The sequence below is a fragment of the Pedobacter aquatilis genome (assembly GCF_032678405.1).
In the GTDB taxonomy this organism is placed as follows: Bacteria; Bacteroidota; Bacteroidia; order Sphingobacteriales; family Sphingobacteriaceae; genus Pedobacter; species Pedobacter aquatilis_A.
This window is the reverse complement of the sequence record NZ_JAVTSJ010000008.1, coordinates 67,067-80,781: the sequence shown is the minus strand read 5'-3', so window position 1 is coordinate 80,781 and position 13,715 is coordinate 67,067. Positions and strand designations below refer to the sequence as shown.

General features: G+C 47.0%; 7 protein-coding genes. All 7 read right to left on the bottom strand.

Annotation, left to right across the window (positions count from 1 at the left end):
* Position 1: 1 nt before the first annotated feature.
* The 7 genes from R2R71_RS19580 to R2R71_RS19550 all read right to left on the bottom strand — a co-directional run bounded on the left by R2R71_RS19580 (position 2) and on the right by R2R71_RS19550 (position 13,679).
* Entirely contained in the window at positions 2-1,354 is a 1,353-nt protein-coding gene (locus tag R2R71_RS19580; protein WP_316832978.1) for a sugar porter family MFS transporter, read from the bottom strand.
* 12 nt (positions 1,355-1,366) lie between these two features.
* Positions 1,367-3,667 carry a glycoside hydrolase family 78 protein gene (locus tag R2R71_RS19575; protein WP_316832977.1) on the bottom strand — a complete coding sequence of 767 codons (2,301 nt, stop codon included), beginning with the start codon at positions 3,665-3,667 and terminating at the stop codon, positions 1,367-1,369.
* Between the two features lie 8 nt (positions 3,668-3,675).
* Positions 3,676-5,244, bottom strand: coding sequence for a polysaccharide deacetylase family protein (locus R2R71_RS19570; RefSeq protein ID WP_316832976.1), 1,569 nt, complete (start codon positions 5,242-5,244; stop codon positions 3,676-3,678).
* A gap of 136 nt (positions 5,245-5,380) precedes the next feature.
* Entirely contained in the window at positions 5,381-6,133 is a 753-nt protein-coding gene (locus tag R2R71_RS19565) for a hypothetical protein (protein WP_316832975.1), read from the bottom strand.
* An 11-nt stretch (positions 6,134-6,144) separates the two neighbouring features.
* Positions 6,145-8,823, bottom strand: coding sequence for a prolyl oligopeptidase family serine peptidase (locus R2R71_RS19560; RefSeq protein WP_316832974.1), 2,679 nt, complete (start codon positions 8,821-8,823; stop codon positions 6,145-6,147).
* A gap of 41 nt (positions 8,824-8,864) precedes the next feature.
* Entirely contained in the window at positions 8,865-10,334 is a 1,470-nt protein-coding gene (locus R2R71_RS19555) for a RagB/SusD family nutrient uptake outer membrane protein (protein ID WP_316832973.1), read from the bottom strand.
* 21 nt (positions 10,335-10,355) lie between these two features.
* On the bottom strand, positions 10,356-13,679 hold the full coding sequence (locus R2R71_RS19550) for a SusC/RagA family TonB-linked outer membrane protein (RefSeq protein ID WP_316832972.1): 3,324 nt from the start codon (positions 13,677-13,679) through the stop codon (positions 10,356-10,358).
* Positions 13,680-13,715: the final 36 nt, after the last annotated feature.

Here is a 13,715-nt window from a genome sequence, read left to right as displayed (position 1 = left end):
GTTAAATAAATAGGTGTTCAATTTCTTCCAGGCTCTTGCCTTTGGTTTCGGGCAGGCGGAAGCAGAAAAATAAAAAGGCGATTAGGCAGCAAAAGCCATAGCTGTATAAAATGCCATAGGTTCCGAGCATTTTTGAGAGATAAGGAAAGCTATAAGTAACCCCGAAATCCGCAAGCCATAGCGATAAGGTGGATAGCGACATGGCTAGCGCCCGGATGCGGTTAGGAAAGATCTCGGAAAGGTAAACCCAGGTCACTGCGCCCAGCGTACAGGCGAAGGCGCCCACATAAATCAGCATAAAGATTAGCAATAAATAGTGGCTATAGTAGCTATACTGAAAACAAGCGGCTACGCCGCTAAGGGACAAACCCATCACCAGGCTGCCATAAGCAAGAAAGGTTTTCCGGCCCAATTTATCGACATAAGCAATGGCGATGAACGTGGCCAGCACATTTACCAGACCAATGCCAATGCTTTGTAAAAGAGCAGCCGATTGACTGAGGCCTGTGGCTTTAAAAATCACCGGCGCATAATACAAGATGGCGTTAATGCCGGTGATTTGCTGAAAGATGGCCACCAGTATTCCAGTGAACAAAACCGGCCGGTAGGTTCGGGAGAAAAGGACTTTTAGGCTCTCGGCTTGCCCAGCTCTTCTCTCTTTTTCAAAGCTTTGCAGGATTTGCTGATAGTTTTGATTGGCTATAGCTTCCGGGCTGGAAGCCCGGAGTACTGCTAATGCCTCGGTATTTTTATTTTTACTCATCAGCCACCTTGGGGTATCAGGAACCAGTAGCAGTAAAGCAAAGAAAAGAACCGATGGCAGCAGCTGTGAAGAAAACATCCAGCGCCAGTTTTGCGCAAATGGCTCAAAATAATAATTGGCGCCATAGGCGAGTAAAATACCCAGCACAATGGCCAACTGATATAGCGAGACTAAACGTCCGCGAAAATCAGCTGGAACAGATTCTGCGATATACATTGGAGAAACCATGGCAGCAGCACCCACGCCAAGGCCGCCGAGGAGGCGGAAGAATACAAAAATAGCAAAGCTAGTGGATAGTCCAGCCCCTATTGCGGACAAGCCAAAAAGCAGCGCACAAAGCATGAGCGTAGCCTTGCGGCCATAGCGGTCAGCAAGGCTGCCGGCAATTAGGGCGCCCGTGGCGCAACCGATTAAAATGCAGCCAACAGCCCAACCCAGCTGCAAGGCATCGAGCTTAAAATAAGCTTCCAAATGTGCGATCGCTCCAGAAATAATGGCCGTATCAAAACCAAAAAGCAGTCCGCCAAGTGCAGCCACTGCGCTGATTTTTAAGATAAATAAATTGTGGTTATGGTTGTTAGGTTTAGGCATGCTTGCTAAAATTTAAGGTTGATAAGCGCTTTCCAGGTGCTGCTTCCCTGCAGAAAGCAATTGCGGCACTGCTGAGCCAGGCAGCCAGACTTTTGCGCTACTGCCTTTGGGAATGCTTACATCGATTAAGAATTTGCTACCGCTAATTTTCCAGTCGACTTCGATTTTGCCATTTGGGCTTTCATAGCTCCCTTTCGCCCAGCTTAAGCCCCCGCCTGGAACGGGCTTAATGATGATTTCTTTGTAACCGGGTGAGCCTGCTTGAATGCCTAGGATATTTTGGTACATCCAGTCCCCAATAGCGCCATAAGCGTAATGGTTGAAAGAATTCATTTCCGTATTTTGAAAACTGCCATCGGGCTTAATGCCATCCCAGCGTTCCCAGATGGTAGTCGCGCCCATTTTTACGGGGTATAGCCAGCTTGGATAGCTTTCCTGGAGCAGTAAATCGTAAGCCACTTTAGCATAACCAAATCGGCTGAGTACATGACAGATATACGGGGTACCCAGAAAGCCGGTGGTGAGGTGGTTATTGTATTTTTTGATGTTGTCCACCAGGCAACCAGCCACTTTGGGCCTGATTTGTTCTGGCAATAAATCAAAGGCCAAAGCTAAGGTGTAGGCAGTTTGGGTATTGCTGGTCAGTCTGCCGTTTGGGGTGACGTATTCGAGGTTAAAGGCGGTCTTGATCTTTTCCAGCAAGGCTTCATAATATGCGGCATCCGATGGCTTGTCTAGCAGCTTCGCAGTTTTGGCCATAATCGAAGTGGAATAGCCATAAAAGCACTGCGAAACTAAATGCACGTCAGTGTGCGCCGAACTATCGACCAGGTCTGTATTTTTATAGCTGAGCCAGTCGCCGAACTGAAATCCTTTCTGGAAAAGGTTGTCTTTACTGCTTTTATCCATATAATCTACCCAGGCTTTCATCGAGGCATATTGTTTGATGAGTATCTGTTTATCCCCGTACACTTCGTGCATCGTCCAGGGGATGACTGTGGCGACATCTGCCCAGCCGGAGGACCCGCCGAAGCCGCCCAACAAGTTTGGCACAATCGCTGTTGGCGCGCCATTTGGCAACTGGTCGGCCGCGACGTCGGCAAGCCATTTTTCAAAAAACAATTTTACGTTTTGGTTAAAAGCGGCCGTGCGGCAAAAAACCATCGCATCCCCCATCCAGCCCATGCGCTCATCGCGCTGTGGACAGTCGGAGGGAATATCCAAGAAATTACTTTTTTGGCTCCAAAGGATATTGGATTGCAACTGGTTGAGTAGCGCACTACTGCAGACAAAACTGCCTGTGGGCTTGAGGTCGGAATAAATGGCAACTGCGGTAAGCTGCGCGGGTGTTGGAAAACTTTTAAAGCCTTTCAGGCGAACATAGCGGAAGCCATGCCAGCTAAAGTGCGGTTCGAGGGTTTCTTCTCCCTCGCCTTTCAAGATATAGACGTCTTTAGCTTTGGCGGTGCGCAGGGATTCGGTATAAAAGTTTCCGGCCTTATCCAGCACTTCGGCATGCTCGATACTGATGCTTTGACGGGGCTGCCCCTTGATTTTAGCTTGTACGAAACCAGCCAAATTTTGCCCGAAATCAGCAAGCGTATCGCCGTTGGCAGCGATGAAGATTTTTTTAGCTAAAATTCGTTCTTGTTTTCGAATCCCTTCGCTGATAGTGGGCACCAGGTTATCAAATGGAAAATCAGCCAGTTTTGCAGCGGCGCTTGTGCTAGCCTTAAAGCCGGCATCAAACACTTCCCCATCATAGATTTCCGAGGCGCGTATGGCGCTTTCACCTGTTTTCCAGCTATCATCACTGATAAGCGTTTCGGTTTTCCCGTTCCCGTAAAGGATCTCCAGCTGAAAAAGTAAAGCCAGCCTATCCCCATAACGGTTAGGTTGTCCGCTGTCCGGACCTAAGCCGATTCTTCCGCGGTACCATCCCGAAGCGAGCTGAATCTGGATGTTGTTTTCAGCTGCTTTGAGCAGTTTGCTAACCTCATATTTTTGATATTGCAGGCGTTTGTTGTAGCTCGTCCAGCCTGGGGTTAATAGGTCTTCGCCGATGCGTTTACCGTTGATATGGCCTTCATATAGCCCGCATGAGGTGATGTAAAGTGTAGCGGATTTGATTTTTGCTGAAGGGGTCCATTGTTTTTCAAAAACTTGTACCGGACGCGAGGGATCTTCAGTGTAGCCAATGCTTATCCATTTGGCTTTCCAGTTAGGTGCTTGCGCATGAAGTCCTAAGCTCGCAAAAATAACCACCACGCTGAGCAATGCACTACAGGCTTTAAATTCAAGATATTTCTTCATTGCCCGACTCATTTGATTTTAGGTACTTTTAGTTTTTGCGATTTGCTATATTCCCGCATCGAGACCACGTTGAAGTTATGATCGTGTAGGTATTTCAAGTAAGACTCAAATACTTCGGGTGGGGTATTTACCCAGCTGTGAGCGGTGTCAGGCACGCCGTGGATGCAAAACACAATGGCATTATCGTTGCTCGCTTGCGAAAGGGCATTATAAAAGTAAGGTTCATCTGTGCCGGAGATGGTGTAGGCAGGCAGCAAATAAGGATTATCGGTTTTCGCGTTCCATGGTTTATCGCCCCCGGTCCTTGCAGTTAGGTACTTGTATTTATTTAGCATCGCGAAAGCCGCGCTATCGGTCTGGTAAAAGGGATAGCAAAAACTCGTGGGTTTAGTAATACCCATTTGCTTGCATTTATCATCAATGTAGCGGATCTCTTTTTCTAGCTCCGCTGCTGAAAGGCCTTTGACCCCGGCGTGGTGCCAGGTATGGTTGCCGATTTCATAACCCTGGCTAGCAAGCGCCTTGATTTGCCGCCAGTTCATGTACTTACTGCTATCGGCAAAATCCGGCGGAAATTCGCAGACATAGAAAGTAGCCCCAAAATCATACTTTTTGAGCATCGCCGGGAGGTTCTGATAGTGAGAAGCACTAGCATCATCAAAAGTTAAGATCACCGTTTTCCCTCGTCCATCAATTTGCGGGGTGACTAGATTATTCGCTTTCAGCCATTTGAGCATCGGGTCGAGCCACTCTTTGACCGGGATACCGAAAATAAAGCCATGGTTGCCTTTTTGCGGGGAATGGAATTCGGTTTTGATGCCCGCCTTTAATAGCGCCTGGTACATGCGAATGCTGTTTTCCACCGGAACCAGTCCATCATCACCCGTATGGGTCAAATAAGTGGGCGGGGTATTCGCGTTGACGTTAAGTTCACTCGAATATTGCTTTTCCAGCGCTTTACCTGGCCTTTTTCCCAGCAGGTTATCATGGCTACCCATGTGGGTTAAGCCAGGGTCCATGCTGATGACGGGATAGACCAGCAGGTTAAAGGCCGGCCGGTCCTGTTTTTCAGAAAGGTTACCCAGACTGGCTACCAAGTGCCCGCCGGCACTAAATCCGATGGCTCCGATTTTTTTGGAATCGATACTGAATGCTTTGGCCCGGGCTTTCACCCATCGCATCGCCGTAATGGCATCAGTCAAGGGTACGGTATCTCTTTTGGCATAGGGAGTTGCGCCAGGCATGCGGTACTTCACAACAAAACAGCTGATGCCCTCAGCGGTAAAGGCTTTAGCAATATTGGTACCCTCGCCTTCCCAGGACAGCCCGCCGTAGCCGCCGCCCGGAAAAATCAGTAAAGCTGTGCCATTGGCGATCTCCGGCTTTGGCAAAAAAACCTGGATGCCGGGTTGCCAAGGAATGTTAAAAGCTTTATCAGTTGGCGCTTGTTGAATGTTATCGCTTAAGTTGCCAGGAATCTGGTTTTCGTAAAGGCCGTACCACTGCTGGGCAATGACGGGCTTGTGGAAGAAAAACAGCATCATGGCTGCTAAAAAAAAGGTTGTTCGCTGGTTCATGTTTGGTTATTTTATGCTTGAGGGATAGTGCCCTTAACTAAGGGTATTTCTACGGGCTAGTATAACTATCCCCAGCTAAAAAATATTTTTCTTTTGCTGTTTCATTCGGCCATTAGCGCTTTTAATTGGGGCCAAATTACCAGGTCGGCTCATCGGCTTGCATTTTTAACAGTACCGATTCCAAATCCGCTGCGCGCTGGTTATTTTGCTTAGCGATGGTAATCGCTTTTTTTTGCAAGGCGATGGCTTGCGTCTTTTGGCCTAATTTGTAGAGCAGATTCGCTTTGGTATCCATGTATCCAGTGATAAGCGTGGTAACTCCGCCGGTGCGCGCTTGCGCGAGATTGCTCCAGCCCAGCGCATAAGTGAGCAGTTTCGGATTATTGGTGTTTTTGAAAACTTTCCAGGCGGCATTATTGAGTTCCAAGCCACCTTCCCCTTCCCCGAACGCCTGAAAAAATTCCTGGTAACTTTGCGCGTAGTTTTCCCAGTGTTGGTGATCAAGGGCGTAGGTATATTTGGCCTTCAATAGCGTTTCTTGGCCAATGGTTTGGTATCTGCGCAAGGTCTTTTGCAGGGTCTTCCAATCAGGCTCGTTGCCAGTGCTCAGGGAGGGATTAATGAATGTGCTTGTCAGTAAAGCCATCAGTTTTACCGAAGCAAAGCGCTGGCCCATTAAAGTATCCAGCGCTTTGCGATGATTCAGTAGGAATTTGAAGGCCTCATCATCTGGCTTCTGGGCGAATTTGGAAATTTCCACCACCTGTCCCTTTTGATAAGGCTTGGATAACTGATTGATGAGCTGCTTTGCTTGGGCATCGTTATTCTGAGCGAAAGCCTGATGTATGCTGATAAGCAAAATAATGCTATTGAAAATGATTTTTTTCATTGGTGTAAGATTTAGTGCTGTTTGTTTGGTAGAGTTTTAATTTGATCTGTCCTCTGCTTGGTTGGAATGATTTCCAGCGCAGATTTCGGATCTTTGTTCATCCAATCTGGGATTGGCGCGCCTTTTAGGTAGTGTCCAAAAAATTCTTCCATTCGCCGGGTATAGTCTAAACGGTTACTGAGCTTATCAATAATATGCCCTTCGCCTTGGTAAAGAAGCAGCCAGGCAGGTTTACCTAACCTTCTAAGGCCAATGAACATTTCATGACCTTGGCTTACTGGTACCGCTGCATCCTTGTCACCGTGCATGATGAGCATGGGTGCGCTAATTTTATCCAGATTTTCAATCGGTGAGTTCCGTCGGTAGCCTTCAGGGTTATCCCAAGGGTTGCTATTCATGCGGTATTGTGCAATCTCAAGTTTATAGGCTTGTGGTAAGCCATCTACCAGACCAATAGTTCCATAGTGGCTTACCAAATTGGAACTTCCAGCAGCTGAACAAATGGCGGCGAACTTGGAGGATCTAGTCGCAATATAATTCGCTTCTGCTCCCCCGAAACTATGACCTTGAAGCCCCAGGTGCGCGGCATCTACGAAAGGCAACTTCTGGATATAGCTTGCCGCGGACTCGACGGCTTCATATGCGCTTTGCATAGCATCTCCATTGCGGTAGGAAATATCCGGACGAAAAACGAGATAACCCCTACTGACCATCCATGGGACATTTATGCCCCCTGCAGCAAGCTTAGGGGGTTGAAAGGTGTTTAAATTATTAGACCAGTGTTCGTAGATAACGAAAATAACGGGGTATTTTTTGTTTGGGTCAAAATCCTTGGGCTTGTAAAGTACACCCTGAAGGGTGTCGCCATTCAAAGAGGTCCAGCTGTGCAGTTCCGAAGTCAGCCAATTATACTGCTCCTCAGGATGCAGGTCGGTCAAGGGCTTAAAGTGTAAAAAATCTGAAGTTGTGTAAAGATTGTAGCTTTTATCGGCAGCTCCGATGTTCAACAAGTATTTGTTGCAATTTTGAGATTTTTTAATCCCTTCAGCGCGCAATTCCATCCAGCTGGCAAGTCCTTGATAAGAATAATTACCTACAGACAGTGGTTTGGGTGATTTGCTGTCCGGATTATACTGATAGAATCCACTTTCTTTGGTGCGTACATTGAAACCCGAAAGGTACTGTTTTTGGTTTGGGTTAAAGGGTTCAGGCAAATTAGTGGTAAATCCATCTGTACTTACAGATAATTTGGTTAATAGTGGTCGTAAGATGATTTGGTTTTTCTTTCCATAACCTCGAGTCAGGTTGATTGGTTTTCGCTGACCATCCAGAGAAATTAACCATAGATCATATCTATCAGGCAAAATGATCGCATTATCATCATTCACCCATCTTACTTCGTGAAAATAATTTTGAAATTTGCGTTCCACCCTGTCAGCATCATATTCGGTCCATTGGGTATTTATATGCTGACTGAGGTTATTGATAATTTTTGAATGAAGGTTGTAGGTATAAAAGTCGCCACCTCTAGTGTAGAGCAAATGGTTTTTTCCAAGTGCGGAAGCTGAAATTGACTCAAAGTCAAGAGGGTTTTTCTTGCCATTGGTTAATGAAATGAGGTACTGTTCCATTCTAGCGCTTTTGCTCCAATTGGATTCAGAAGGTGAAGATGATGTTTTATAGAAATCCACAACCGCCCATGAGTTGTTTAGTGAAGAGATTTGACTTCCAGGTTTGCCTAAGGGGATCAGTTTTTGCGAAACAATGTCCAAAGCTGCCGGAAACTGTCTGAAGTTCATCCCGTCGATCGCCTGATCCATAGCAAACTTTGCATCTTGAAAACTGAAAAGTAAAACCGTTGAATCATGGTCGTCGCTTTTTTTCGCATTTGACTCTTCAGCAGCTAATAAATTCAACAATAGGTGTCTGCCGTCGGGGCTGAACGAAAAGGAATTAATCGAAAGATTTTCAGGGTAACAAGTCGCTGTCTTTGCGTCCTGATTTATTGACCAAAGTTTGAAATCATTCCCAGCCTTAGTGGTAAAAGCAAGGTTTTTCCCACTTGCGTCAATTTGCAGTTCATTGATTGAATCGCCGTTAAATAATTCTTCGGTCTTGCCAGAGGAAAGCGTGTAACGAATCAATTTATTTTTTCCGCCGGCACTACTACAGATGAAATATAATAGGGTCTTATCTAGGGAGAGTTTATATTGCAGGACTCCACTTATCTTTTTGCGATTATTCAGGTTTTTCAGGTGTAGCAGCTCAAGGCTCTTTTCTTCCCCGGGCCGCTCTATAATTAAAGATTGACCTACCAGAAGAAAGTTCTTTGCGAAACCTAATGGATCTACATTTTTCTTAACCAAATCCTGTGCTATAAGATTTCCATCTTTAAATCTAATGAACACTTGCCGGCTGTCATGACTAAAACGGGATCCGCTAACAGTTCCATGAAACACCTCTTGCCATTTGTTTACTGTTGACTTAATGATTAACGATTCAGGGGAGTTGTATTGGCCCTGAATTTTGTGAATTTCAAAAGCTGCGAACTTTCCATCTGGACTGAGTTCACCGTTTCTTAAGAGTTGCCAATTATTGACCGCGTTAGTATCGAGTACCGGTTTTGATTTATTTTGGGCAAAGGCGTGGCCAATTCCCAGCAAGAGTATGCTTAAGATTATTTTCTTCATGATCGAGAATTGAGGTGCCGGCTTCGGCCGGCACCTCTTTTTTAATAGCCTGGGTTTTGGGTGAGTTTTGGTGCGCGTATCAAATCATCTAGCGGAATAGGATAAAGTTGTGCGCTGGATTTCCAGCTGCCGCCTTTAGCCGTACAAACCGCCGGCATCACCTGGTCAATGGTTTTGGTGCGTTTAAGGTTAATCCAACGATCACCGTATTCTGTAAATAATTCCACCTGTCGTTCATGTGCGATTGCAGCTAGTAGCGCACTTTGTGTGCTGGCAGTAGTGGCCGAAAGTCCCGCCCGGCTCCGGATAAGGTTTAAATCTGTAGCAGCTGCAGCAAGTTTGTTTTGCTGCGCGAGCGCTTCCGCGCGGATGAGGTGAACTTCTGCGAGTCTGAAAACCATCTTATATTCAGTCACCGGGTCGCCCGGGTCTGCGCTTTTGTATTTATATGGGTAATAGTAAGTTTGACCGCCTAGGTTCAGGCTTCCAACCCAGTCCTGACGGCGCTTGTCACCCGCCTCAAAAGCATTAATTAAAAAGTCACTTAAATAAACCGGGTGCTCTGGGTCTGGTCCGCTGGCCGGCAGCACGAAAGTCCAGGCATCTTCAGTATTCCGTTCCAGATTGACGGGTTGCAGTTGCCATATGGCTTCTTTGCTGCCGGAAAGAAAAACTTGGTTTAATGCTGGCAGGCTATACAGACTGCTTTGTGCAATGACGCGGTTTGCTGCGCTCTCGGCTAAGGGATAATTCCCTGCGAAAAGGTAAGCTCTTGCCAGCATCGCCTGCACAGCTGCTTTATTGGGTATTACGCGCTCACTACTAGCTGTTTTCGCATCTGGAGATAAGTAAGCTGCGCTCACGAGCGGTTCGGCCTGTTGCAAATCTGCGATGATCTGTGCATAAATGCTGGCTTGGCTGCTCCTGGATAGATTGGTGTTCACTTTGAAATCCGTGCCAAGCACCAAAGGTACATCGCCGTATAGGTTGGTAAGGTAAAAATAATGCCAGGCGCGCAGCATGAGCGCTTGACCAAGCAATTGATTTTTGACCTGTGGGCTGAGGGTATTGCTTGCTTCTAGTCCAATTATAGCGGTGTTAAGCTGGTAGATCATTAAATAGCAAGCCGACCAGGCAAAAGGGCCTGAGGTATTGAAAAGCGAGTTGGTGAAATAAAATTTTAAGTTATTGTCTACCGAGGGATCAACGACCAGTTCATCGGCCGAGAGCCCGCAATACAGCGAAGTAAATCCCGTTAGCTGAATGCCCGAGGATAACCTGTCCGTGCTGAGTTGGGTATAGATACCGTTAAGCACCGCTGTAGCGGTCACATCGGACGCAAAGGCATTTCCGGTACTGGTGGAATTCAAGGGTGCCTCGACGTCTACGAGTTTTTTGCATCCGCTGATATTGAGCATAATCGCGAAAGCGATTAGGCACAGCATGCTCATATGGTGGAACTTCCGGGCAGTTGCCAAAGGAAAGTTATTTTTGTTTGCAGTAATTCTCATCTCCATTGTTTTTTCTTTGAGTTAAAAGGAAGCTTGAAGGCCTAAGGTCAACATTCTTAAAGTCGGCAGGCTATTGGTATTCATCGTTTCCGGGTCCAGGCCGACATAGTCACTAAAGGTGAGTAGATTCTGTCCCTGGAGCATCAAGCGTGCATTTTTAAGGTGCATTTTATTTTGCCAGTTTTGAGGCAGGCTCCAGGCGAAGGATAGGTTTTTAAGGCGAATGTAAGAGGCATCGCCAATCCCGCGGTCGCTGCCTTTGAGCAGATTAATCGAGCTGGTTAATGAACCGTCCGAGTTGTAGCGCTGATGGCCGGCTTCATCGCCCGGGTTTTGCCAACGGTCCAGCACATATACCGGGGCATTGCGGTTAAAACGGCCTGGGTTGAGTGTTGCAAAATTGTTAGCACCATTCTGGCGGACAAATTGAAACAGAAAGCTTAATGAAAAGTTTTTATAGCTCAAGCTATTCTCCAGCCCTCCGTATAATCGTTGACCGCCCTCGATGTAGACAAAGCGGTCCGTCCCGAAGCTTGGACTGCTGGTGGGCTGTCCATTGGCGCCTTGGAAGAGGTATTGACCATTTGCAGGATTGACCCCTAAATAATGGTATGCCCTAATCACGGATAGCGATTTTCCGACAACCAGGGTGGTAGCATTGCCTGAAGTGGCGAGATCATCATAACGCACGAGCTTGTTTCGGGGAATGGTTAGATTGAAACTCGTTGACCATTTTAGCGCGCCGCTTTCTAAATTGCGTGTTGATAGGGAAAGCTCAAGGCCAGTGTTCTGCACCACTGCTGGCAAATTGGTGGCCACACTATTTGCGCCGGTGAGAGTGGCGGTTGGCATACTCAACAACTGGTTGGATGAACGGTTTCGGAAATAGTCCGCTTTCAGGATGATGCGGTCTTTCAGAAAACCTAAATCCAGGCCTAAATTGAGTTTTTTAGTTTCCTCCCACTCTAGATAAGGGTTAGTCAACTGGCTATTATATATAGCGTTACTGTTTTGGTAGGGAATATCTGAATAGACCGGATAATAAAGGCTGTAAAAGGCATAACTTTGGATTTGGTCGTTACCAGTTGAACCGTAACTTAAGCGTAGCTTCCCAAAACTCAAGGCTGGCAGCTGCTCCTGGATAAATTTCTCTGAACTGAATACCCAGCCTAGTCCCACTGCACCAAAATTATGGTAGCGGTTATTGGGCCCGAAGTGGCTGCTGCCATCTCGGCGGGCGGTGAGGTTAAGCAGGTATTTCTCCTGATAACTGTAGTTCAGGATAGCAAAAGCACCTGCATATTTATACTGCTCGTAACTGCTGCCATTACTGGAAAGCGTTGATGCGGCATTGATGTCGGCTATCGAGGCGGTACTTGGATAGCCTAGTCCAACTGTGCGGTGGCCTTCGGATAATTGCCTTTGCACCGAGGTACCCAGTAGCAGGCGCAAATCGCCAAACCGTTCATGTCGTTGATAGCTAAGCTGAGGCTCTATGGTCCAGGAATCCATTTTGTTTGCGGCATAAGCGCCGACTGCCTGGCTGTAAGCAAGCGCTTCGGTGGGTAGGGATTCTAAGGGTACAGTTGAAACCTGGTCTTGAATGCTTCGGTTATAGCCAAAATTGCTTTTAAGGCTTAATCCTTTGGCCAGTTCGTAAGATAGCGATGCGCTGGATATCAGGTTGGCAACTTTATCAGTCACCCTTGCTTGCATTTGGGCAATAGGGTTCTGCCAAGTAGAAACGCCTGCGCTGTTGAGCTGCCAGTTGAAGCTTCCATCGGGATTATAAACTGATGGTGCGTTTGGGGCAAGCTGGTAAGCCACTGCGGTTGGATCAAATCCAGGGAGTAAATTCAGATCATCCATATAGCTGGCTTTAAACTGGATGCTAAAGCGCTGATCTGCAGAACTACTGTTTAGGCTAAAGTTAAGCCCGATTTTTCGGTCATTAAAGTCTCCGGGGAAAACTGTCGTCTGGCGATTATAAGTGCTGCCCAGGCGGTAATTGGTATTACCTGTACCACCGCTCAGGCCAACCGTATAGCGATCAAAATTAACGGTCTGCCCGATGAGCTCCTTTTGCCAATCTGTATAACGGTTTTGATCCCAAAGACCGTTGATATCATAGTCCGAGGCTAAGATGGCCCGGTTATCGTTTTTTTTGGCTTCGCGACGCATTTGGAGGTAATCCGGCGTTCCCATCATATCCATCTTAGCCGAAGGCCTGCCCCAACCGTGCTGGTAGTCAAGGGTGACCTGCATTGGTCCGTTTTTTCCTTTTTTAGTGGTAATCAATAGTGCGCCATTAGCCGCTCTTGACCCATATATCGCGGTAGCATCTGCATCTTTGAGTACCGATACACTCTCGATATCCATCGGGTCAACGTAACTTAGCGGATTCCCCGCGTTGCCTTTGTTGATGCCACCGGCTGGGGAATAGTTGGGTAGCATTTCTGATGTATACGGGATTCCGTCAATGATTATCAGCGGGTCATTACCCTGGCCAATGCTGTTTAGTCCTTGTACAGTTAAAGAAAGTGCACCGTTATTGAAGCCGTTCGAGGAAACGATATTCAAGCCGGGCATCCGGCCTTGCAAAGCAAGTAGGGGGTTTGTCACCGGACTTTTTTCTAGATCTGACGCGGAGACCGAACTGATGTTTCCTGTTGACAATCGTTGACTCGTTTTACCATATGCAGTGACCTGAACTTCATCGAGTTTGGAATCCGCTAGCTGCATTTTGATCTCTGGATTAGCACTTGCAGGAACTTCCTGGCTGTTATAACCTATAAAGCTGAAGATAAGGCTTTCCCCCTCTTTGACATTGGGCAAATAAAAGTCTCCGGCAGCGGAGGTGATGGTGCCTTCACTGCTGCTTTTTAATCGCACGGTAACCCCGGCCATGCCCCTGCCCTGCTCATCGGTCACTTTTCCCCGCACATCAATATTGCGAAAGCGTTCCAGGATGCGTTCCAATAGCGAACTTTGTTTTTTCCTGACCACAACGGTATGCTCTGAAATGTTATATTCTAAAGGCTGCGCAGCGAAGGCTTTCTCGAGGGCCAGCTCGATGCTGGCATTACGAAGATCCAGGGCCACGGGTTTAGTGTCTTTCAAATCGGCATTGGCATACAGAAAATCATAGCCACTTTGGCGGCTGATGGCTTTTAACACCTGCGATAAGCTTGCATTCCGACTACGAAGGGTGATCTGCGCTTTGGTGGAAGCGCTGAGCTGAAGAAAAGCGATGAGGATTATGAGGGTGGTGAGTTTCATAATTCGCCAGAATTGGGGCGGCAGGACACAGTGGTATCCTTCAGCCGAGAAATGATTAATTTTCATTAATTTCGTTTGTTGTTTGGTTAGTCGATTCTGTTT